The following is a 22620-nucleotide window of genomic DNA, read 5'->3' on the forward strand; positions in this document are numbered from 1 at the left end:
GCCTCTATCTGCGCCGAGCGCCGGTCTGCGTCGTCAACAACAGGCTGGTTTCGCTGGTCTCCACACCCTCCATGCGGCGGATGTCGAACAAGACCCGGTCCAGCTCTTCCAGCGTTTCGGTGCCAAGCTCCACGATCAGATCCCATTTGCCATTGGTCGAATGCACCGCCTGCACCGCGATCAACCCCACAAGACGCCGCCTGACCCGCTCGGCTCCCGGCCCCGAAATCGCCAGCATCATCAGCCCCCTGACCGCCGCCTGTGCCAGATCGGCCTTGGTCAGCACCGTGAAACCGGCGATATCGCCCCGCGCCTGCATCTTGTCGATCCGCGTCCTCACCGTTGCGCGCGACACGCCAAGCAGCGCCGCCAGATCCGACAGGGAGGCGCGGCCATCCCGCGTCAACGCCGCCAGCAGATCCTGATCCATTTTGTCCATTCGGCACCTATAGCTGACATTCCGGCAGTTCTGCCTTCAACTTGCGCAATCTGATGCCTGTTGTCCAATCCGATCCGGCAGATACTCAGAGGCAAACGCGCAACCAACGGATCCCACATGCCCCTGCCCCCCTGCCTTTTGCTTGGTGCCCCCGTCGACAGCGGCAAACGCCGCGCCGGCTGTCTTATGGGCCCCGATGCCTATCGAACCGCCGGACTGGCCGCCGCGCTCGGCTCGCTCGGGCGCGAAACCCGCGACCTGGGCAATCTGGCCCCCGCCCCGCGCCGCGCGGTGTCCGCGGTCAACCCCGCCCTTCACAATCTTGCCGAAACGGTCGCCTGGACCGAGGCGCTGACCGACGCCGCGCGGGACGCCATGGCCGAGGGGTTCCCGATCTTTCTGGGCGGCGATCACAGCCTGTCGCTTGGCTCCGTCGCGGGCGTCGCGGCCCATGCGGCGGCCCGAAACCGCCCCCAGTTCCTGCTCTGGCTCGATGCGCATGCGGATTTCCACACGCCCGAGACGACCACCTCGGGCAATCTGCACGGCACACCGGTTGCCTATGTGACGGGGCAGCGCGGCTTCGACGCCTTTCCGCCGCCGCCTGCCCTTGTCGCGCAGGAGAATGTCTGCATCCTCGGGCTCCGCTCCGTCGACCCGCAGGAAAACGCGGCCCTCGCGCAGTCCGATATCGCCGCCCATGACATGCGCGCGATCGACGAACACGGCATCGCTCCGCCGCTTCGCGCCTTTCTGTCCAGGGTTGCTGCGGCAAACGGCTTCCTGCATGTCTCTCTCGACGTGGATTTCCTAGACCCGTCCATCGCGCCCGCGGTCGGCACCACGGTTCCCGGCGGCGCGACCTTCCGGGAGGCGCATCTGGTCATGGAAATTCTTCACGATTCCGGGCTTGTCACCTCTCTCGACCTTGTCGAACTGAACCCGTTTCTCGACGAGCGCGGGCGCACCGCCTCGCTGATGGTCGATCTCACCGCCTCTCTCATGGGCCGTCGCGTCTTCGACCGCCCCACACGGAGCTTCGCCGCATGAGCCTGCCCCAACCCTCCGAGCGCGCCTTCGTCCCGTTCGTCTCCGTCGCGGCAATGATGAAGCTGATCCATCAGGTCGGGCTCGACCGCATGCTGCGCGACCTTGCCGATTATATCGAGGATGATTTCCGGCGCTGGCCGCTCTTCGACAAGACGCCGCGCGTGGCCTCCCATTCCACCGATGGCGTGATCGAACTGATGCCCACATCCGACGGGGCGCTCTACAGTTTCAAATACGTCAACGGCCACCCCAAAAACATGAGGGACGGCCTGCAAACCGTTACCGCATTTGGGCTTCTGGCCGATGTGGCAACGGGCTATCCGATGTTGCTGAGTGAGATGACATTGCTGACCGCGCTGCGAACGGCAGCGATGTCGGCCATGGCTGCGCGCCATCTGGCGCCACAGGACGCCACCACGATGGCGATGATCGGCAATGGCGCGCAATCGGAATTCCAGTGCCTCGCTTTCCGGGCGATCTGCGGCATCCACACGGTGCGTCTTTATGATGTGGACCCGGCCGCAACCGCCAAGGCGATGGCGAACCTCCGGGATCAGGGCCTCACCCTCATCCCCTGCAAAACCCCCGAAGAGGCAATGGAAGGCGCCCAGATCGTCACCACCTGCACGGCGGACAAGCAATTCGCCACCATCCTGACCGACAACATGATCGGCAGCGGCATCCATATCAACGCGATCGGCGGAGATTGCCCCGGCAAGACCGAGCTGCATCGCGACATCCTGCTGAGGTCCGATATCTTCGTGGAGTTTCCGCCGCAGACCCGGGTCGAAGGCGAAATCCAGCAACTGGACGACGATCATCCGGTAACCGAGCTTTGGCAGGTGATCGCAGGCACCGCCCCGGGCCGCACCGCGCCAGCCCAGATCACGCTGTTCGACAGTGTCGGCTTCGCGATCGAGGATTTCTCCGCCCTGCGCTATATCCGCGACCGGCTGGAGGAGACCGGGCTTTACCAGCAGCTCGACCTGCTGGCCGACCCCGACGATCCGCGGGATCTGTTTGGCATGCTGCAGCGCGCGCGGCCCTGACGCAGACACCGCCGCGCCTGCGGGACCGGCCAGCCGGGCACGCCCGTGTCCCGTCAATGCAGCGGGAACTCTCCCACCACGTTCCGCCATTCCCCCGGCGCAATCATCTTGCGATGGGTGAATCGAACCGAATGCAGCGGCCCGTCGATCTCGCCCTGCCAGAACTCGATGAATTTGAAGAGCCGCGGGTAATCCGGCGCCAGATCATAGTCCTGCCAGACGAACGTGTTGAGAACGCTTTGGAAATCCGGCATGCGATAGACCATCTCCGCCGTGGTAAGCCCATAGCCCTTCAACATCAACTCGGTCTCGGTTTCTGCCATCAGGCACCTCTCTTGTTGCCCTTGCCTGCCTCCAGCTTGCCATGACTTCGTAAACTTTCAAGAAAAACAGTTTGTTAGCAAAGCGCTCCCCCGGCTGACAAGCGGGTCGCGCATCCCCCATTGCACCCCATATGCAGTTGCAGTTATACTCAGCGGCAACAAAATATAGACGCAGCCAAAAGCGAGCACATCCGCGTGACTGACACGCCAGAACCCCCTGAAAACATGGACGAAACCGTGCCGGAGCGCCCAGAGTATTCCGGCCCGTCCATCGACATCTCCGAAGAAATGAAAACCTCCTTCATCGATTATGCGATGTCGGTAATCATTTCGCGTGCCATTCCAGACCTGCGTGACGGTCTGAAACCGGTCCATCGCCGGATCCTTTATGCGATGCACGAAACCGGCAATACGCATGACAAATCCTACCGCAAGTCGGCCCGCCCCGTCGGCGATGTCATGGGGAAGTATCACCCCCATGGCGACAGCGCGATCTATGACGCGCTGGTGCGGATGGCGCAGGATTTCTCCATGTCGCTTCCGCTGCTGGACGGTCAGGGCAACTTCGGCTCCATGGACGGCGATAACCCCGCCGCGATGCGCTACACCGAAGTGCGCATGGACAAGCCTGCCGCGTTCCTGCTGAGCGATATCGACAAGGATACGGTCGATTTTCAGGACAATTACGACGGCAAGGATCAGGAGCCCACGGTCCTGCCCGCCCGCTTCCCCAATATGCTGGTCAACGGCGCGGGCGGCATCGCGGTGGGCATGGCCACCAATATCCCGCCCCACAATCTGGGCGAGGTCATCGACGCCTGCCAGGCGCTGATCGAACGCCCGGATCTGAGTTCCGAAGAACTGATCGAATATGTCCCGGCCCCCGATTTCCCCACAGGCGGCATCATTCTGGGCCGCTCCGGCGCGCGAAAGGCCTATCTCGAAGGCCGCGGCAGCGTCATCATCCGCGCGAAAGCCCGGATCGAGGAGATCAGGAAAGACCGCTATGCGATTGTTCTTGATGAGATTCCCTATCAGGTGAACAAAGCCTCGATGATCGAGAAGATCGCCGATCTGGTGCGCGAAAAGAAGATCGAGGGCATCAGCGCGGTTCAGGATGAATCCGATCGTATCGGCGTCCGCGTGGTGATCGAGCTGAAACGCGACGCCACGCCCGAGGTCGTCCTGAACCAGTTGTTCCGCTTCACCCAGATGCAGACGCATTTCGGCTGCAACATGCTGGCGCTCAACGGCGGGCGGCCCGAACAGCTGACCCTGCGCGGCTTTCTCACCGCCTTCCTGGATTTCCGCGAAGAGGTGGTCGCCCGGCGCACCGCATTCGAACTCAGAAAGGCGCGCGAGCGGTCCCATGTGCTGTGCGGTCTTGCCGTCGCTGTCAGCAATGTGGACGAAGTCGTTGCCACGATTAGGAAATCCGCCGATGCGGCCGAGGCTCGCGAGGCGCTGATGACGCGCCGCTGGCCCGCCGGGGAGATCGCCGATTACATCCGGCTGATCGACGATCCGACCCATAAGATGAATGACGACGGCACCTATAACCTGTCCGAAACGCAGGCCCGCGCGATCCTCGATCTGCGCCTGCAACGCCTGACGCAGATCGGCGTCAAGGAAGTGACCGACGAGCTTCAGGAGCTGGCCGGCAAGATCAAGGATTACCTGGCCATCCTCGCCTCGCGGGAGCGGATCATGGCCATCATCGCGGCGGAACTGGCCGAGGTGAAGGAGCAATTCGCCGTCCCGCGTCGGACCGAAATCGTCGACTGGTCCGGCGATATGGACGACGAAGACCTGATTGAACGCGAGGACATGGTCGTGACGATCACTGCGGGCGGCTATATCAAACGGACGCCGCTTGCCGATTTCCGCGCGCAGAAACGGGGTGGCAAGGGCCTCTCGGGCGGCGCACTGAAAGAGGACGACGTGGTGACGTCCCTGTTCGTGGCCAATACCCATACACCGCTTCTGTTCTTCACCTCCGACGGCATGGTCTACAAGCTGAAGACATGGCGCCTGCCGCAGGGCTCGCGCGCGTCCCGCGGCAAGGCGGTGGTCAATATCCTGCCGATCCCCACAGGCGTGGGCATTGCCGCAGTGATGCCCGTCGACCGGGATGAGGATCACTGGGACGAGTTGCAGATTGTCTTCGCGACGACCGCCGGCGATGTCCGCCGCAATCAGCTGAGCGATTTCACGAACGTGAAATCCAACGGCAAGATCGCGATGAAACTGCCCGAGGACGGATCCGTCCAGCTGGTCAATGCCCGGATCTGCACCGAAGACGATGATGTGATGCTGGTCACAAATGCCGGGCGCGCGATCCGGTTCCGCACCACCGATGTGCGTGTGTTCAAGGGCCGCGATTCCACCGGCGTGCGCGGCATTCGCCTGCCCGAGGGCGACCGGGTCGTCTCCATGGCCGTGATCCGCCATTTCGAGGCCAGCGCCGACGAACGCGCCGCCTATCTCAAGATGCGCCGGGCCGTGGCCGGGCTGACGGACGAGCAGGACCCCTCCGAGGAGGAGGAGGAAGCCACTGGCAATCTGGCGCTGGCGCAGGATCGCTACGCGGAGATGTCCGCGGCGGAGGATCTGATCCTGACGATCACAACGGGCGGGCTGGGCAAGCTCTCCTCCTCCCACGACTATCCCGTGCGCGGGCGCGGCGGCCAGGGCGTGGCCGCCATCGACAAGGCGATGCGCGGCGGCCCGCTTGTGGCAAGCTTCCCCGTGGAGATGGACGACCAGATCATGCTGGCGACTTCCACTGGCCAGTCGATCCGCGTTCCGGTGGATGGCATCTCCTTCCGCTCCCGCAGCGCCGGTGGCGTCAAGGTGTTCAACACCGCGCCCGGCGAAGAGGTGGTGAGTGTCGCCTGGATCGCCGATCAGGGCGCGGAGGATGAGGCGGAGGGCGAGACGGAATAGGGCAGGATATGGGCAGGACGCCCTATCGCCCCAACTGGCGAATCACTTGCCCCGTCCGGCGCCGATTCCCGCCCCGAAACGGGCTTTCCCGGCGTTTTGCCCCCCAGGCCCCGAAAACCGGCTTTCAACAACTGTTGCATGTTTGCGAACAATAACCTGACCAAAAAGACAGGTTTCGGTCCGATCGAACGCCCTATTGTCTATCAGAACACTGCGTTTCCGAATTGGAACAGGCCAAAGCTTGACCCAAGCCCCCTGTTTCGGTCATGACCATGGGTGAGAGACCCAGAAAACATTGACCTTGCGGCCCCGTCCGGGGCAAGAGAACACAATTCTGGCCCATTTACCGACCATTTCCGCCGCGGAATGGCCGGTTTCTTGTCGTGGAAATACTTCAATTTCTGCACAGTTTTCCCGCAAAGCCGCCACAGTTCGAAATCACCATTAACCCACTGGGACCGAAAGGTTGGGGGTGAGGACGGTGCAAGTTTCCTCGGAGCACACGTCCACAGCAAAAGCGGGCATGACCATGAATACTCACACTGCAGACCGGATCACACTGAACAGCACCGCACAAAACCTGCTGCGGATTGTCATTGCGTCATATTTCCTTGCCGTCGGCTTGAACCTGATCCCCGGAACAAGTCTGACACCGCTTCTTGCACAGGTCGCGCCCGAGCAACTGGCCGCTCCCTTGGCCTCCATGGTGGTCTTCAGCCTGGCCTTTCTCGTCATGATCGGGCTCTACATGCGCCCGGCCGCCCTCATTCTCGGTATGATGACCTTCCTGTCGAGCTATCTCACGATGCTGGAACTGGGCGTCGCGGATGAACTCGGTGCCTTCTGGCGCGATCTGGTTCTGGTCGCCGCGCTCATGCTGACCTATGCGGAAAATGCACCGCGCGACTACCGGTTGCGCAAGATGATCCGTCACAAGGTCACGCCGCGCCGGGTTGTTCTGGCCGAAGGCCGCGCCAAGACCGAGCGTCCTGCCCCCATCGCGCCGGCTGTCGAACCTGCCGCCCCCGCGCCGATGCCCGAAAGCGAAGTGATCCCTTTCGTTGCCCGGCACCGCAGGGCCCGGGTCGCGGCGGCAAAGGTGGAAAACATCTTCGCCGATCTCGACGATACCGCCATCGCAAGCTGATCTCCCTTCCCGAAACCGCTTGCTGAGAAACGCCATCCCCAGTGTCCCGGGGGTGGCGTTTCCATGTCCGGGGGGTGCGCGCGCATCGCGGGGGTTTTCAACACGGCGCCGGGCCGCTACATCCCGGGCCATGACCCAATCCTTGCATATCATCGGCGGCGGCATGGCCGGATCCGAAGCCGCCTGGCAGGCCAGTCAGCGCGGCGTGCCCGTCATCTTGCATGAAATGCGCCCCAGGACCGGCACCTTTGCCCATCGAACCGGCGATCTGGCCGAAATGGTCTGTTCCAACTCTTTCCGCTCCGATGACAGCGAGCAAAACGCCGTCGGTCTGCTGCATTGGGAAATGCGCGCCGCGGGCGGGCTGATCATGGAGATGGCGGACCGGCACCGCCTGCCCGCGGGTGGCGCGCTCGCCGTCGACCGGGAGCCGTTTGCCGCCGCCGTCACCGAGCGGCTGCGCGCCCATCCCCTCGTCACCCTCTCGCAGGAAGAGGTCACCACGCTGCCCGCCTCCGGCCCGACCATCGTGGCCACCGGCCCGCTCACCTCCGGCGCGCTCGCCGGCGCCATCGCCGCGGAAACCGGGCAGGACAGCCTTGCCTTCTTCGACGCCATCGCGCCGATCCTCTATTTCGACTCGATCGACATGTCCAAGGCCTGGATGCAGTCCCGCTACGACAAGGGCGAAACGGAGGAGGAGCGCACCGCCTATCTCAACTGCCCGATGGATCGCGACCAGTACGAGGCCTTCATCGATGCACTGCTGGCCGCCGACAAGACCGAATTCAAGCCCGGCGAGGCGTCGTCCGCCCCTGACACCACCCCTTATTTCGACGGCTGCCTGCCGATCGAGGTGATGGCCGAGCGGGGCCGGGAAACGCTGCGTTTCGGCCCCATGAAGCCCGTCGGCCTGACCAATCCGCACCAGCCGGACGTGAAGCCCTACGCGGTCGTGCAACTGCGCCGCGACAACAAGCTGGGCACGCTCTACAACATCGTCGGCTTTCAGACCAAGATGAAGTACGGCGCGCAAACTTCTGTTTTTAAAATGATCCCGGGGCTTGAGAATGCTCGGTTTGCGCGACTTGGCGGCATCCACCGCAACACATTCCTCAACTCCCCCACGCTTCTGGACGACCAGATGCGGCTGCGCAGCCGTCCGCATATCCGCTTTGCCGGCCAGATCACCGGGGTGGAAGGTTATGTGGAATCTGCGGCCATGGGCCTTCTGGCGGGGCGCCTTGCCGCGGCCGAGATCCTCGGCGAGCGGCTACCCACGATCCCCCAGGTGACCGCGATGGGGGCTCTGATCCATCACATCACCGGCGGGGCCGAGGCCAGGACCTTCCAGCCGATGAATGTGAATTTCGGCCTTTTCCCCCCGGTCGAGGGGCTCAAGGGCGGGCGGCGCGGCCGCAAGGACCGCTATAAGGCCTATACCGACCGCGCCAAGGCCGCCTGGACCGACTGGCTTGCCGCGACACGACTGGACGCCGCCTGACCCGCACTGCTAGCCTTGGCCCATGACCGGGAAATTTCTGAAAAAGACCTACGGCATCGAAGGCATTCCCGCCGTGCGCGCGCATTACAACGAATGGGCCGCAAGCTATGATGCCGAGGTGGCGGAAAACGGCTATGCCACGCCTGCGCGCTGCGCGGCGGCGCTCAAGGCCGGCAGCCTGCCTCCGGAGGCGCCGATCCTCGACATGGGCTGCGGCACCGGGCTGGGCGGGCTGGCGCTGCGGGCCGAAGGCTTCACCACGCTCGACGGCACCGACCTGTCGCCCGGCATGCTGGCGGAGGCCCGCGCGCGCGGCATCTACCGCCATCTCTTCCCCGCGACCGAGGGTGCGCCCGACATTCCCACCGGCGCCTACCGGGCGGTGTCCGCGATCGGCGTCATCGGCTCCGGCGCGGCCCCGGCCAGCCTCCTCGATACCTGCCTCGGCCTGCTGGACCCGGGCGGCTATTTCGTCTTTTCGTTCAACGATCATACCCTGGCGATGCCGGAGTTCACCGATCATGTGGCGCGCTGGGAAACCGCCGGAACCGTCCGTATCCTGGTCGAGGAACACGGGCCGCATCTGCCGGGCCTGGACATGAACTCCACCGTCTATCTTCTTGAAAAAAATTGACCTTCCGTACAAGATTTGCACCGTCACCCACCGGCCCCCTGCATCTTGGCCATGCCTATTCGGCGATCCTCGCCCATGACATGGCCCATGCAGCGGGCGGTGCGTTCCTGCTCAGGATCGAGGATATCGACCGCGACCGCGCCAGACCGGAATGGGAAGACCAGATCTACGAGGATCTGGCCTGGCTCGGTCTGGACTGGGAAAGGCCGGTCTGGCGGCAATCGGACCACACGGAACGCTACGCCGCCGCCCTTGACGATCTGTGGCAGGCGGGCCTGCTTTACCCCTGCACCTGCAACCGCCGTGACATTCTGGCCGCGGCCAGCGCGCCCCAGGACGGGTCCGCGCCCCTGACCGGCCCCGATGGCCTCCTCTACCCCGGCACCTGCCGCGACAAACCGGGACCGCGCCCTGGCCAGGACCCGCGCCCCGAAGGCGTGGCGCTGCGGCTGAACATGGCGGTGGCGGTCCGGCGGGCCCTGCACACCGGTCGCGCTGCGCATCTAACCTTTCAGGAAACCGGGCACGGCCCCGATGGCCAGCACGGGCAAATCGCCTTTCCGCCCGAAGATCTGACGGTGCTGGCTGGCGATATCGTCCTCTCCCGCAAGGATTTCATCGGCTCCTATCATCTCGCGGTCGTGCTGGACGACGCCGCCCAGGCCATCACCCATGTGGTGCGCGGCGAAGACCTGTTCGACGCAACCGCGATCCATGCCCTGCTGCAACGGCTGCTGGATCTGCCGACGCCGGTCTATCATCACCACCGGCTGATCCGCGACGATCAGGGCAGGCGGCTGGCCAAACGCGACGACGCGCGCGCGATCCGAACCTATCGTGACGAGGGCGCCACGCCGCAGGATATCCGCACGAAGGTCGGCCTGTAAAATATTAGCCTTGTGGTAAAAATGATCTCCACGCCTCAATCCGGCGCCATCAGCTCCAGCTCGTCGCCATCCCGCACCGCAGTGTAGAAGCAAACCCGCCGGTTGGTATGACAGGCCGGCCCCTCCTGCCGCACCAGCACCAGCAGCGCGTCACGGTCGCAATCCACCCGCATCTCCACCAGATGCTGCACATGCCCGCTGGTTTCGCCTTTTATCCAGAACGCCTGCCGCGACCGCGACCAATAGGTCACGCGGTCCGTCGCCAGCGTCCGCGCCACCGCTTCGGCATTCATCCAGGCCAGCATCAGAACCTCGCCCGTCTCCGCCTCCTGCGCGATCACGGGCACAAGCCCGTCGGAATTGTAGCTCAGCGTGGCAGGGTCAAACCGCATCGTCGCACCTCTTTGCAAATCGGACGGGCGCCGCTACCTATAGGCATGACAGGTACGAAAGCAACGCCATGACCGCCGAAACCGACCTCATCAAGCTCTATTCGCAACGCATTCTGGCGCTGGCCGCCGACATTCCTCATGCGGAGCGGCTGGCCTCCCCCATGGCCAGCGTCAAGAAGCGCGCGCCGCTCTGCGGCTCGACGGTGACGGTGGATCTGGATGTGGAAGACGGCCGGATCACGCGCTTTGGTCAGGACGTGAAAGCCTGCGCCCTCGGACAGGCCTCCGCCGCCCTGTTGGCGCAGAACATTCTTGGCCGAAATCAGGTCGAGGTGCAGGCTGCGCGCGATGCGCTCAAAGCCATGCTGAAGGAAAACGGCCCGCCCCCTGGCCCGCCTTTTTCGGGCTATGAGGTGCTGGAGCCCGCCCGCGATTACAAGAACCGCCACGCCTCGATCATGCTGTCGCTGGAAGCCACGCTTCAGGCCATGGCGGAGGCGCAACAGGCGCATTGCGCCTGAGCCTCTGCGGAGGAGCGTCTCCGCGTAACTCTCTTGCATATGCAAAAAAACCGCCGCACCCCGGGGCAACGGGGGCGGCGGAGGATGCGTGTCTCATGGTCAGGGCCGGGGATGTCGCTCCAGGGAAAAAGCACATCCGTCAGGCAGTTGAGCCGGGCGCAGATGGGGATATCACGCGCGGCATCGGCCTCTGACAGACCGCAGGCAGTCTCGGGAAAGCTCAGATCAGTCCAGGCAGGTGAAACAGGCCCACCGTCAGACCGGCCAGAAGCAACACACCAATGCTGTCATAAAGCAGCGTGTCACGGGATCGGGCGAGGATACGGGCGGCTTGGGTGATCATGTCGTTCATCCTGTCTCAACCTTTTGTTGACCCTTTGTTCTCATTTTCCGGCCGCCCTGTAAAGAACTTTTTGAGAACATACGCGAACAAAAGACGATTTAAGTGATTAACCGACTGAAATCAGGCGAATCGCTTTGTCCTGCTCCAGCAGCCACAGCAGCACGCGCGTCGACTGGCCGCGCGGGCTTTTCAGAACCGGGTCGCGCTCCAGAAGCGCGCGCGCATCGCTTTGCGCGATCGCCATCAATGCGGTCTGGCTTTCCAGATCGGCTACCCGGAACCGGGGCAGCCCCGATTGCGCCGTGCCGATCAGGTCGCCCGCCCCGCGTATCGCAAGATCCTCCTCCGCGATCCGGAAGCCGTCCTCGGTTTCGCGCAACACGCTCAGCCGCCGCTTCGCGCTCTCGCCCAAGGGGCTGCGATACATCAGAAGACAGGTGGAGGCCGCCGCCCCCCGGCCCACACGCCCGCGCAACTGATGTAGCTGTGCCAAGCCGAAAATCTCCGCCTGTTCGATCACCATGATCGAGGCATTGGGCACATCCACCCCCACTTCGATCACAGTGGTCGCCACCAGAACGCGGGTGCGGCCGGCCTGAAAATCCTCCATCGCGCGGGTTTTCTCGGCGGGCGGCATTTGCCCGTGAACAAGGCCCACCACCCCCTCGCCCAGCTCCGCCCGCAGCGTCTTGAACCGCTCCTCGGCCGCCGTCGCCTCGTATACCTCGCTCTCCTCCACCAGCGGGCAGACCCAATAGGCCTGGCGTCCGTCGGCGACCGCATCGCGCAGATGCTGTACCACCTCGGCGATCCGCGCGGCCGAAATCAGCGCGGTCTTTACCGGGGTCCGGCCGGGCGGTTTTTCGTCCAAAACGCTGATATCCATGTCGCCATATTGCGCAAGGCTCAGGGTGCGCGGGATCGGCGTCGCCGTCATCACCAGCATGTCCGCCGCCCGCCCCTTGCGGCTCAGCCGGATGCGTTCGCGCACACCGAACCGGTGCTGTTCATCCACGATCGCCAGTCTCAGATCGGCAAACTCAACATCTTCCTGAAACACCGCATGGGTGCCCACCAGAATCTGGATATCGCCCCGCGCCAAGGCTGCCAGCTTCGCGCGCCGTTCGGCGCCCTTGTCCGCCCCGGTCAGCATCTCGATCACCACGCCCGCTGTTTCCGCCAGCGTTTTCAGATTGGCATAATGCTGCCCCGCGAGGATCGAGGTGGGCGCCATCATCACGCCCTGCCCGCCCGCCTCCACCGCGATCAGCAGCGCCATCAGCGCGACCAGCGTCTTGCCCGCGCCCACATCGCCCTGCAGCAGGCGACTCATCCTGACCGGCGCGCCCATATCCGCCGCGATCTCGTCTATCGCGCGCAACTGCGCCCCGGTCGGGCTGAACGGCAGGTGATCCAGCACTTTCTGGCGCAAACCGCCATCCCCGACAGAGGCGAAGCCCTTCGCCTTGCGCACCGACAGACGCGCCAGCCCCAGCGTCATCTGATGGGCCAGCAGTTCGTCATAGGCCAGCCGCTCCCGCGCCTTGGCGCTGCGCGACACATCCTCCGGCCCCTTCGGATTATGGGCCTGCTCCAGCGCGTCGGGCCAGGCCGGCCACCCCTTGCGCTTCAGCAATTCCAGGTCGATCCATTCACCCAGATACGGCGCCCTCGGCAGGGCCGAGGCCACGGCCCTTGCCATTCCCTTCTGCGTCACACCCGCCGTCAGCGGATAGACCGGTTCGAAGCCGGGGATCTGCGCCGCCTCTTCCGGTGGCACGATATGGTCCGGATGCGCCATTTGCGCGACGCCGTCGAACAACTCGACCCGGCCCGAAACCACCCGCCGGCTGCCGGTGGGCAGGATCCGCTCCAGGTAATCGCCCTTGACGTGGAAGAAAACGAGCTGAAACACGGTCTCCGCGTCGCTCACCTCCACCCGATAGGGCCCCCGGCCGGCCGGTTTCCGGTGCCGCCCGACCGTCACCTCCACCGTCGCCATCCCCGGCAGATCCACCTCGCGGATCGTGCGTTTGCGGCTGCGGTCTATCCCGCCCACCGGCAGGGTCAGCAACAGATCCTTGGGCGTTTCGATATGCAGGCCGCTGTAATGCTTTGCGGTTTTGGGGCCGATACCCTCAAGGGTCTCCAGACCCGCGAAAAGCGGGAACAGGATCTCGGGCCTGCCGCGCTCCTCAGGCATCGCCGCGCGCCGCCCGGCCCCCGCCCTCGCCGATCAGCGCCAGCCAGCCATCCTCGTCGATCGTCTCGATACCCAGATCGGCGGCCTTCCTGGCTTTCGATCCCGCCCCCGGGCCCGCGACAAGCAGATCCGTCCTGGCGGAAACCGAGCCGGCGACCTTCGCGCCCAGGGCCTCCGCCCGCGCCTTGGCCTCGGCGCGGGTCATCTTTTCCAGCGTCCCGGTGAAGACGACGGTCTTGCCAGCCACCGGGCTGGCGGCGGCATCCCGGATCTCCATATCCTCGATCTCAAGATGCGCGACCAGCCGTATGATCGACGCCCGCTCCCGGGCCTGCTGAAAGGTGGTGGCCAGCGACACGGCAACGGTCGGGCCGATCCCGTCGATGCCCACCAGATCGTCCCACGCCTCCCGGGCCGCCGGGTCCAGCCCGTCCCACATGGCGGTGCGGTTGGCAGCCAGATTGGCGCGACGCCCCTCCGCTTCGGCCTGCCGGCGTTCCGCCAGAACCGCCTCTTCGGCCGCGCGCTGGCAATCGGCGGCCGGCCCGGCGGCATCGACGGCGGTCAGGAACGCATCCCAGCTCACGTAATGCCGCGCCAGATCCGCGGCCGCCACCTCGCCCACATGGCGAATACCAAGCGAAAAGATCAGCCGCGCCAGCGGGATACGGCGCTTGTCGCGGATCGCCGCGAACAGATTGCCGGCCGATGTCTCGCCCCAGCCCTCGCGGTTCCTGAGCTGTTGCAGGCCGCTTCCGAACCGCGCCTCAAGCTCGAAGATGTCCGCAGGTTCCGCGATCCAGCCGTCCTGGTGGAACTGCTCCACCTGCTTCGCACCCAGTCCCTCGATGTCAAAGGCCGCGCGAGACACGAAATGCTTCAGTTTTTCAACGGCCTGCGCCGGACAGATCAGGCCCCCGGTGCAGCGGCGCACCGCGTCACCCTCCTCACGGACCGCGTCCGAGCCACATCTCGGGCACAGTTTGGGGAAGTCATAAGGCGCCACGCCATCGGGCCGTTTCGACAGATCGACATCGGCGACTTTCGGGATCACGTCGCCGGCGCGGTAGACCTGAACCCAATCCCCTTCGCGGATGTCCTTTCCGTCGCGGATCGGCTTGCCGCGCGCATCGCGCCCGGCGATGTAATCCTCGTTGTGAAGCGTCGCATTGGACACGACCACACCGCCGACCGTCACCGGCGTCAATCGCGCAACCGGCGACAGCGCGCCGGTGCGGCCGACTTGGATCTCGATCTTCTCCAGTCGGGTCCATGCAAGTTCGGCGGGGAATTTATGGGCAATCGCCCATCGCGGCGTGGTCGACCGGACCCCTAGGCGGCGCTGCAACTCCAGATCGTCCAGTTTGTAGACGACCCCGTCGATGTCATAGCCAAGCGTCGCGCGCGCCTGTTCGATCGCCGCGTAATGGGCCAGCAACTCCTCGGTGCTGTCGCAGCGGCGGGTCAGATCGTTCGTCTGGAAGCCCAGCGCCTTCAGCCGCGCGATCGCACCGGTCTGCGTCTCGGCAAGCGGCTCGGAGACCTGCCCCCAGGCATAGGCGAAAAAGCGCAACGGCCGGGCCCGGGTGATCGCCGGATCCAGTTGGCGCAAGGATCCCGCCGCCGCGTTGCGCGGATTGGCGAAACTCTTCTCGCCCGCCTCCGTCTGGCGCGCATTCAGCGCGGCGAAATCCTCATGGCTCATATAGACCTCCCCGCGCACCTCCAGAAGCTCCGGCGCATCGGGCAGGGTTTCGGGGATATCGGCAATGGTGCGGGCATTTGCGGTCACGTTTTCGCCGACGGCGCCATCGCCCCGGGTGGCGGCCTGCACGAGGGAGCCGTCTTCGTAGCGCAGCGACAGGGACAGCCCGTCGATCTTGGGCTCCGCCGTGAAGGCGAGCGGCGCGGTGTCGTCAAGTCCCAGATAGCGGCGGATGAAGCTCACGAACTCGCCCACATCCTCCGCATCGAAGGCATTGCCGAGCGACAGCATCCGCTCGGCATGGGCGATCTTGGAAAACCCCTCGGACGGGGCCGCGCCGACCTGGTCGGAGGGGCTGTCCGCGCGTTTCAACTCGGGAAAGGCCGCTTCCAAAGCGGCGTTTTCCCGTTTCAGCGCGTCATATTCCGCGTCGCTGATCTCAGGGGCGTCGTTCTGGTGATAGGCCGTGTTGGCCGCGGCGAGACGCGCCGCCAACTCCGCCAGCCGCGCTTCCGCCTCGGATCTGGAGACGCCTTTTACACTGTCCGGCCCTGTCGAGAGGTCACTCATTCGCCGCTGGTCCCCCGCCCGCAATCACTGTCAAAGTGATAGGAGGCGGCCGCCCTCAGGTCCAGCCCGCGATCGCATGCGCGGGACGCCGGCCGCGGTCAGGCGCTGGCGGCAATCTCTTCCTTGCCGAGCTCAGGCTGCGGGTCACGCAGCACATAGCCGCGGCCCCAGACCGTTTCGATATGATTGTCGCCGCCGGTCGCTTCGCTCAGCTTCTTGCGCAACTTGCAGATAAACACGTCGATGATCTTCAGTTCCGGTTCGTCCATGCCGCCGTAAAGATGATTCAGAAACATCTCCTTGGTCAGCGTCGTGCCCTTGCGCAGGCTCAGCAGTTCCAGCATCTGGTATTCCTTGCCAGTCAGATGCACCGTGCGGCCCTGCACATCCACCGTCTTGGCATCCAGGTTCACCGAGATCTCGCCGGTCTTGATCACCGATTGCGCATGGCCCTTGGAGCGCCGGATGATCGCATGGATCCGGGCCACCAGCTCTTCGCGATGGAAGGGTTTGGTAAGATAGTCATCGGCCCCGAACCCGAAGCCTTTCAGCTTGTTTTCCGTGTCGTCCGCCCCCGAAAGGATCAGGATCGGCGTATCGATCCGCGCCAGACGCAACTGGCGCAAAACCTCATGACCGGTCATGTCGGGCAGGTTCAGATCAAGAAGGATCAAATCGTAATCATAAAGCTTCGCAAGATCGATCCCTTCCTCGCCCAGATCCGTCGAATAGACGTTCAGATTGGCGTGGCTCAGCATCATTTCGATGCTTTTTGAAGTGGTGGGATCGTCTTCGACCAACAGAACGCGCATCAACTCTCTCCGATTCTCAATCCGGCGTTGGCACTACCCTGAGGCGAAATGGTTAATTACAAGTTACCTTGTTAAATAGTTCCGCACGGTAATGACAATTGATGCCGCCTGAATCCGGTTACTGACGGTAACGTTGCAACGCCGTGGCACGCAGCGCAGCTTCTCCGTGATTGGCAACCGCCTCCTTCCAAGAGGTTAACTCTTCTTCGGACAAGGTCCAAATGTCCATCGCTTCCGTGGCGGAAATCAGCCCATGCTCCACCGCGCGCACCACGGCGGCCTTGCGACTGGCCACCCAGCGGCGTGTCGTGGGGCTCGGCAAATCGGCGCGGGTCATCTGCGTACCGTCTGGCAGGGTCACCGCATGCGGCCCCTTTATGCGTCGGATATACATCACGGGTCCTCTCTCACCTCGTATTCCATGGCAGATTTGCCCGAAACTGCTTAAAGAGGGGTAAGCGGCAGCCTTGTGGATAGGATGCATTTTCCTATATTGCGCCCTAACCCGCCGATCGGAGCCCGCACCCATGCCTCTCGACACGCCCCCGTCCGAGCTGAACTCGCTCGGTCTGCCAAAAGCCCCCGCGGATACCCGCGTCGTCGTCGCCATGTCGGGCGGGGTCGACAGTTCCGTCGTGGCCGCACAACTGGCGGAGGAAGGCTATGACGTGGTCGGCGTGACGCTGCAGCTTTACGACCACGGCGCGGCGCTGGCCAAGAAAGGCGCCTGCTGCGCGGGACGCGACATTCACGATGCGCGCCGCGTCGCGGAGGAGATGGGCTTTCCGCATTACGTGCTGGATTACGAAAACACCTTCCGCGAGGCGGTGATCGACGAATTTGCCGACAGCTATCTGGCCGGCGCCACGCCGGTGCCCTGCATCCGCTGCAACGAGCGGGTGAAATTCAAGGATCTGCTGGAAACCGCGAAGGATCTGGATGCCGATTGCATGGCCACGGGCCATTACATCCAGCGCAAGATGGGTCCCGCCGGGCCCGAGCTGCATTCCGCCGCCGATGCCGCGCGCGATCAATCCTATTTCCTGTTCTCCACCACGCCGGAACAACTCGATTATCTGCGCTTTCCCCTCGGCCATCTTGCCTCCAAGGCCGAGACGCGGGCGCTGGCCGCGCGATACGGGCTCAGCGTGGCCGACAAGCCCGACAGCCAGGACATCTGCTTTGTGCCCAACGGCGACTACGCCGCGGTGATCGAGAAACTGCGCCCCGGCGCGGGTGAGCCCGGCGATATCGTCGATATGGAGGGCCGGGTTCTGGGCCGGCACACGGGCGTCATCCACTACACCATCGGGCAACGGCGCGGTCTTGGCCTCGGCGGTCTGGCCGATCCGCTTTACGTGGTCAAACTGGACCCGGACACGCGCCGCGTGATCGTCGGCCCGAAAGACGCGCTCTCCACCCGAACCATCCCCGTGCGGGAAATCAACTGGCTGGGCGACACGCCCTTCACCTCGCAGCGGGAGTGGCATTTGGGCGTCAAGATCCGCTCCACCCGCCCCCCGCGGGAAGCGATCCTGCGCCCGCTATCGGAAACCGAGGCGGAGGTCGAACTGCTCACGCCAGAGCAGGGCGTCAGCCCCGGGCAGGCCTGCGTCTTCTATGCGTCCGAAGGTTCCCGCATCTTCGGCGGCGGCTGGATCTGGCGCGGCTAGGCACCTGCCTCGCACGTGTGAAAGACATCGCCATACCCGGGCGCGAGAACCGGCTGGCCGCTAATCTCATGCAATCCCCACACCTGAGCGTGGCCACATACCAAGCCGCCGCATGGCCCGCAGCAAATGTAAAAGGCGGCCCATGGGGCCGGGAACAGGCCGGCACTGAAGGGGTGTGTCGAGTGGGGGAAACGTGGCGCGGTTGACGGGGCTCGAACCCGCGACCCCCGGCGTGACAGGCCGGTACTCTAACCAACTGAGCTACAACCGCGCGTGACGCGACGGCCCCTGACCGGGCGGGATGGTGGTGGCGCGGTTGACGGGGCTCGAACCCGCGACCCCCGGCGTGACAGGCCGGTACTCTAACCAACTGAGCTACAACCGCTCACCATCCGCCGGACCAAAGGCCCGTGGCGTGACGCGTGGTCTATGCTGTGCTTTGCGCCCCGTCAAGCGGGCAGAGGTGCAAAAACGCCCCGCATCGATCCAAGGTTTAGGCCATCGCGGCCGTCAGGCGAAACGGAAGCGCCCGGCCGCCGGATCGGACCTGCGGGCGCGGCCGGTTTGCGCGCCCCGCCCGGCCCGAAAAAGGCGGCATCTACCGCCTGCCGAGCTTCCGTTCGCGCCAGAACACGTAAAGCCCCGCCACCGCGATCAGGACGATACCCGCCCAGACATGGGCCTCCGGCACCTCACCGAAGACCATCCAGCCCCAGAAAATCGCCATCGGCAGGGCCGCATATTCAAACGGCGCGATGGTTGCCGGATCTCCCAGCCGGTAGGACTGGCTCAGGGCATAGCCGATGCAGCCGCCCAGAACGCCGATCATCACGAAAAGCCAGATCTCCTCACTCTCCGGCCAGACCCAGGCCCGCAGCAGGAACACCAGGCTTTCATTGCTCACCCCGTCCGCGAAACGCCCATCACCCGCGACGAGGAAAAACCCAGCCCCCACGGACAGAAACGCCAGATGGATGTAGACCGACATCGCCGCCGCGCTCGATCCCGCGCCCAGCTTGCGCGTCAGAACCTGCATGCCCGCATAGCCCAGAGCCGCCAGAAGCGGCAGGGCCGCGGCCCATCCGATCCCTTCGCCGGCGTCGGCCCACGGGCGCATCATCACGACGACCCCCAGAAACCCCACCAGAACAGCGCCCAACCGGCGCGGGCCCACCGTTTCGCCCAGAACCGGGATCGACAACAACGTGATGCAAAGCGGCGCGATGAAGAAAAGCGCCGTCGCCGTGCCAAGGGGCATCACCGCAAGGGCCGCGAAAAAGGTCATGTTGGCGAACACGATCAGCGAGGCGCGCAGCAGATGCAGCCCCGGCCTGCGCGTCCTGAGCAGGTGAAAGCCGCCCTCCATCCGCACGAAGGCCAACGCCATGCACAGCCCGATGGCCGACCGGATGAAAACCATCTGATGCAGCGGGAAGTCCTCGGACAGAAGCTTGATGATCATGTCGTTGACCGAGATGAACAGCATCGCCACCAGGATCAGGCCGATCGCCACCTGGCCCGGCCCGATCCCCCTGTCCTGATCCGCGCTCAGCATCCGCACCCCTCTCGTCGTCACCACCCGGGCTACACCGATACCCGCGCCGGCGCCAGCGCCGCGCGGCGATGTCGCCCCGCGCCCTGCCCTGGTCCGTGAAACCGGCGGCGCGGGGTCATGGAGTTTCGCCCCGGCGGATCCCGCGCGCAGGGCGACGGTCTTCCGGAGACCGGCAAGCGCCGCGCCCGGAACCCCGACGCCTCATGGCGCGCAACGCCCTACCGGCTCGGCAAGGGGATGAACTCCTCATCATCGCCCGGCGGCAACTGGAACCGGCCATGCTGCCAGTCGCCCTGCCGCCATGCCTCTTTCGCCTCGTCGATCCGCTCTTTCGAGGACGCGACGAAGTTCCACCAGATATAGCGCGGGCCCTCCAGTGTCTCGCCGCCGAGGATCATCACCCGCGCGCCCTGCGCACCCGCCGTCATCGACACCCGGTCCCCGGGTCGGAACACCATCATCTGCCCGGCCTCGAACCGTTGCCCGGCAATCTCCACCGCGCCCGACACCACATAGGCCCCGCGATCCTCGTGATCCTCGGGCATCGGCAACGTCGCGCCGGGCTGCAACACCGCATCCGCATAGAACATCTCCGACGCGGTTTCGACCGGTGCGCGCTGGCCATAGGCATGGCCCAGGATCAGACGCAGCTCCTTGCCCTCACCCTCCATCATCGGCAGTTCGGATTTGCCCGCATGCACGAAGGCCGGCGCGCCATCCTCGGCCCCCTTCGGCAGCGCGATCCATGTCTGGATGCCGGCCAGCGTATAGGGCGCCTTGAGCATCTCCTCGTCGATCCGTTCGGAATGGGTGATCCCGTGGCCTGCGGTCATCAGGTTCACCGCGCCGGGTTCGATCCACTGATCCGTCCCGAGGCTGTCACGGTGGTGGAACTTGCCCTGATAGAGATAGGTGACCGTCGCCAGCCCGATATGCGGATGCGGGCGGATATCCACCCCCTGTCCGGTCACGAACTCTGCCGGGCCCATCTGGTCGAAGAATATGAACGGGCCGACCATCTGGCGTTTCGGCGCCGGCAAGGCCCGGCGGACTTCGAAATCCCCCAGATCCCGCGCGCGCGGGACAATCACGGTTTCGATTGCGTCGACACCGTCCCCGGTGGGGCACTCAGGGTCAAGGGCGGGGTTCCAGCTCATCTCGGGGGCCTCCTTCTCAGGCAGTTCGCGTTGCAGGAAAGGTAGGGTCTCCGGCGAGCCTTGGGCAGGGTGTTCCCCCCACAGATAATGTGCATTTGCGCACGAAATGTATGACTCTCCCCAAAATCTATGCGAAATTGCTGATATCTGGATAGACCGCCAGGAAACCCGCCCCCGTGCCGGTCTGCTTCGAGCCTCACGCGGGCCTTTCGACCGGACACACAGTCCGCGTGGGACAGAGGGTGGCCCGGCAAGTTTTGGAAAGGACATGGTGGGTGATGAGAGACTCGAACTCCCGACATCTTCGGTGTAAACGAAGCGCTCTACCAACTGAGCTAATCACCCGCCCGCGCCGCTCTAGCAAATAGCCGGGGGCGGACGCAAGCGCGGTTTCATCCCGTTGGGTTCCCTTTGGCGGATGCACCGGCAGATCGTGGCGGAATCCGGAGACCTCCACCGCATGATCGCATGCCGCGCCGGGGCAGCTCATGGCCCTCCCCCCGACATGCCCCCAATGCGCGAAGACCGCCCCGCACCGCTCAGGGGATCGGGCGCAGAACCGTCTCCAAGCCATTCTCGATTGCGAAGACCACGCCTTGCTCGTGATCCAGCCAGGCCATCTCATCGAACTCCAGCCCCAGAAGCTGCCCGCGCAGCACCGATGACGTGATGCCATGGGTCACCACCAGCGCGGGACCGGACAAATCTCCCAGAAAGCCGGAGACGCGGGCGGCAAGGTTGGCATAGCGCTCCCCGCCGGGTGTGTTCAGGGACAGGGCGAACACGGTGTCATGGGCGGTATAGATCCCGGGCCAGCGGGGCGCGATCTCCTCATGGGTCAGCCCCTGCCAGGCGCCCATATCCACTTCCGAGAGGCGCTCATCGAAGCGCACCGGACCCTCATGGCCACAGCACCGCGCCGCGATCTCCCATGTGGTGCGGGCCCGGCCCTGCGGGCTGCAATGGACCGTCAAATCCGGATAGGCGGCCGAAATCTCCGCCACGATCCGGCCCTGGGCCGCAGCCTGGGCACGGCCCCTGTCGGTCAATTGCGCATCAAGCCTGCCCTGAACCCGGCGTTCCAGGTTCCAGGTCGTCTCGCCATGGCGCAGGATATAGACCGGATACATGGGCGCAGCCCTTAGGCCGGGACGCAGGCGGGCGCAAGCCGACGGGCGCGCGCGCCGGTGCGCCTCAGCTCTCCAGCGTGCTCCGCTCCTCCGGCGCGCCGTTCCAGCGTCTCGCGCCCGGCCCGTTGGCGGCAAGCGTATCCCGGGGATTGTAAAGCGGGCAGGTCTCCAGCGACAGGCAGCCACAGCCGATGCAGGATGTCATCTGCTTGCGCAATCGCTGCAGGGTCTCGATCTGCGCATCCAGCCGCGCCGCCCATGGCTCGGCCGCGCGGGCCCAGTCCGCGGCAGTGACAACCGAATTGGGCGGCACCGCATCCAGCACGATCCTGATTTCCGACAGCGGCACGCCCACCGATTGCGCCGCGCGGATGATAGCCACCCGGCGCAGCTCCCGCCGGTCGTAGCGGCGATGATTGGCGCTGTTCCGCCATGAGCTGATCAGCCCCTCCGCCTCATAGTAATGGAGCGTCGAGACCGCGACCCCCGCCCGTGCCGCCATGGCCCCCACACTCAGATCCTTCGCAATCGCCGACATTTCCGCTTTACCTCAAGTTCACTTGAGGTCGTAGCGTGACCC

The 22620-nt window shown here is 64.7% G+C and carries 21 protein-coding genes and 3 tRNA genes; 9 read left to right on the top strand and 15 right to left on the bottom strand.

Going from position 1 to position 22620, the window contains the following annotated elements; translation table 11 throughout:
- Positions 1 to 4: 4 nt before the first annotated feature.
- A complete protein-coding gene (locus D9R08_RS10075; protein WP_121897915.1) occupies positions 5 to 439 on the bottom strand; it encodes an Lrp/AsnC family transcriptional regulator in 435 nt (144 codons plus the stop codon).
- 117 nt (positions 440 to 556) lie between these two features.
- On the opposite strand from D9R08_RS10075, the gene rocF reads away from it, so the two are divergent.
- Both rocF and D9R08_RS10085 read left to right on the top strand, forming a co-directional pair.
- Complete coding sequence (rocF, locus tag D9R08_RS10080) at positions 557 to 1489, top strand: arginase (RefSeq protein WP_121897916.1); 933 nt, start codon at positions 557 to 559, stop codon at positions 1487 to 1489.
- Complete coding sequence (locus D9R08_RS10085; protein WP_121897917.1) at positions 1486 to 2538, top strand: ornithine cyclodeaminase; 1053 nt, start codon at positions 1486 to 1488, stop codon at positions 2536 to 2538. Before rocF ends, D9R08_RS10085 begins: the two co-directional genes overlap by 4 nt.
- A 53-nt stretch (positions 2539 to 2591) precedes the next feature.
- Here D9R08_RS10085 and D9R08_RS10090 read toward each other — a convergent pair whose 3' ends face one another.
- Positions 2592 to 2861, bottom strand: a complete 270-nt coding sequence (locus D9R08_RS10090; protein WP_121897918.1) for an usg protein — start codon at positions 2859 to 2861, stop codon at positions 2592 to 2594.
- Between the two features lie 195 nt (positions 2862 to 3056).
- Here D9R08_RS10090 and gyrA point away from each other — a divergent pair, with 195 nt between their 5' ends.
- The 5 genes from gyrA to gluQRS all read left to right on the top strand — a co-directional run bounded on the left by gyrA (position 3057) and on the right by gluQRS (position 9979).
- Positions 3057 to 5807 (top strand): DNA gyrase subunit A, encoded by a 2751-nt coding sequence (gene gyrA / locus D9R08_RS10095; RefSeq protein WP_199709322.1) that lies wholly within the window; start codon positions 3057 to 3059, stop codon positions 5805 to 5807.
- A 523-nt stretch (positions 5808 to 6330) separates the two neighbouring features.
- Positions 6331 to 6954, top strand: a complete 624-nt coding sequence (locus tag D9R08_RS10100) for a DoxX family protein (protein WP_121897920.1) — start codon at positions 6331 to 6333, stop codon at positions 6952 to 6954.
- A gap of 130 nt (positions 6955 to 7084) precedes the next feature.
- On the top strand, positions 7085 to 8458 hold the full coding sequence (gene trmFO / locus D9R08_RS10105) for a methylenetetrahydrofolate--tRNA-(uracil(54)-C(5))-methyltransferase (FADH(2)-oxidizing) TrmFO (RefSeq protein ID WP_121897921.1): 1374 nt from the start codon (positions 7085 to 7087) through the stop codon (positions 8456 to 8458).
- Positions 8459 to 8480: 22 nt separating this feature from the next.
- Positions 8481 to 9092: a class I SAM-dependent DNA methyltransferase gene (locus tag D9R08_RS10110; RefSeq protein ID WP_121897922.1), complete on the top strand. Its 612-nt coding sequence runs from the start codon at positions 8481 to 8483 to the stop codon at positions 9090 to 9092.
- On the top strand, positions 9089 to 9979 hold the full coding sequence (gluQRS, locus tag D9R08_RS10115; protein WP_121897923.1) for a tRNA glutamyl-Q(34) synthetase GluQRS: 891 nt from the start codon (positions 9089 to 9091) through the stop codon (positions 9977 to 9979). Before D9R08_RS10110 ends, gluQRS begins: the two co-directional genes overlap by 4 nt.
- A gap of 35 nt (positions 9980 to 10014) precedes the next feature.
- Here gluQRS and hisI read toward each other — a convergent pair whose 3' ends face one another.
- A complete protein-coding gene (gene hisI / locus D9R08_RS10120; RefSeq protein ID WP_121897924.1) occupies positions 10015 to 10371 on the bottom strand; it encodes a phosphoribosyl-AMP cyclohydrolase in 357 nt (118 codons plus the stop codon).
- 68 nt (positions 10372 to 10439) lie between these two features.
- On the opposite strand from hisI, the gene D9R08_RS10125 reads away from it, so the two are divergent.
- Positions 10440 to 10892 (top strand): iron-sulfur cluster assembly scaffold protein, encoded by a 453-nt coding sequence (locus tag D9R08_RS10125; protein ID WP_121897925.1) that lies wholly within the window; start codon positions 10440 to 10442, stop codon positions 10890 to 10892.
- A gap of 220 nt (positions 10893 to 11112) precedes the next feature.
- On the opposite strand, the gene D9R08_RS19525 is transcribed toward D9R08_RS10125, so the two are convergent.
- From D9R08_RS19525 to sciP, 5 genes are all read right to left on the bottom strand, one after another.
- Positions 11113 to 11244, bottom strand: coding sequence for a hypothetical protein (locus D9R08_RS19525; RefSeq protein WP_267898149.1), 132 nt, complete (start codon positions 11242 to 11244; stop codon positions 11113 to 11115).
- Between the two features lie 97 nt (positions 11245 to 11341).
- Positions 11342 to 13438, bottom strand: a complete 2097-nt coding sequence (recG, locus tag D9R08_RS10130) for an ATP-dependent DNA helicase RecG (RefSeq protein ID WP_121897926.1) — start codon at positions 13436 to 13438, stop codon at positions 11342 to 11344.
- Positions 13431 to 15713 (bottom strand): NAD-dependent DNA ligase LigA, encoded by a 2283-nt coding sequence (gene ligA / locus D9R08_RS10135; RefSeq protein ID WP_121897927.1) that lies wholly within the window; start codon positions 15711 to 15713, stop codon positions 13431 to 13433. The genes recG and ligA overlap by 8 nt, the downstream gene beginning before the upstream one ends.
- Positions 15714 to 15811: 98 nt before the next feature.
- On the bottom strand, positions 15812 to 16525 hold the full coding sequence (gene ctrA / locus D9R08_RS10140; RefSeq protein WP_121897928.1) for a response regulator transcription factor CtrA: 714 nt from the start codon (positions 16523 to 16525) through the stop codon (positions 15812 to 15814).
- A 118-nt stretch (positions 16526 to 16643) separates the two neighbouring features.
- Positions 16644 to 16919, bottom strand: coding sequence for a CtrA inhibitor SciP (gene sciP, locus D9R08_RS10145; protein WP_121897929.1), 276 nt, complete (start codon positions 16917 to 16919; stop codon positions 16644 to 16646).
- A 133-nt stretch (positions 16920 to 17052) separates the two neighbouring features.
- Here sciP and mnmA point away from each other — a divergent pair, with 133 nt between their 5' ends.
- Positions 17053 to 18198, top strand: a complete 1146-nt coding sequence (gene mnmA, locus D9R08_RS10150; protein WP_121897930.1) for a tRNA 2-thiouridine(34) synthase MnmA — start codon at positions 17053 to 17055, stop codon at positions 18196 to 18198.
- A 194-nt stretch (positions 18199 to 18392) separates the two neighbouring features.
- Here the strand turns inward: mnmA and D9R08_RS10155 are convergent.
- The 7 genes from D9R08_RS10155 to soxR form a co-directional block, all read right to left on the bottom strand.
- A tRNA-Asp gene (locus tag D9R08_RS10155) sits at positions 18393 to 18469 on the bottom strand.
- A 37-nt stretch (positions 18470 to 18506) separates the two neighbouring features.
- Positions 18507 to 18583, bottom strand: a tRNA-Asp gene (locus D9R08_RS10160).
- 213 nt (positions 18584 to 18796) lie between these two features.
- The gene (locus D9R08_RS10165; RefSeq protein WP_121898001.1) at positions 18797 to 19753 is read right to left on the bottom strand and encodes a DMT family transporter; all 957 of its coding nucleotides are present in this window, start codon (positions 19751 to 19753) and stop codon (positions 18797 to 18799) included.
- 218 nt (positions 19754 to 19971) lie between these two features.
- A complete protein-coding gene (locus tag D9R08_RS10170) occupies positions 19972 to 20910 on the bottom strand; it encodes a pirin family protein (RefSeq protein ID WP_121897931.1) in 939 nt (312 codons plus the stop codon).
- A 269-nt stretch (positions 20911 to 21179) separates the two neighbouring features.
- Positions 21180 to 21255: transfer RNA gene (locus tag D9R08_RS10175), tRNA-Val, on the bottom strand.
- A 194-nt stretch (positions 21256 to 21449) separates the two neighbouring features.
- Positions 21450 to 22040: a histidine phosphatase family protein gene (locus D9R08_RS10180; RefSeq protein WP_121897932.1), complete on the bottom strand. Its 591-nt coding sequence runs from the start codon at positions 22038 to 22040 to the stop codon at positions 21450 to 21452.
- A 64-nt stretch (positions 22041 to 22104) separates the two neighbouring features.
- Positions 22105 to 22578 carry a redox-sensitive transcriptional activator SoxR gene (gene soxR / locus D9R08_RS10185; protein ID WP_121897933.1) on the bottom strand — a complete coding sequence of 158 codons (474 nt, stop codon included), beginning with the start codon at positions 22576 to 22578 and terminating at the stop codon, positions 22105 to 22107.
- Between the last annotated feature and the right edge of the window lie 42 nt (positions 22579 to 22620).

Source organism: Rhodophyticola porphyridii (assembly GCF_003688285.1).
In the GTDB taxonomy this organism is placed as follows: Bacteria; Pseudomonadota; Alphaproteobacteria; order Rhodobacterales; family Rhodobacteraceae; genus Rhodophyticola; species Rhodophyticola porphyridii.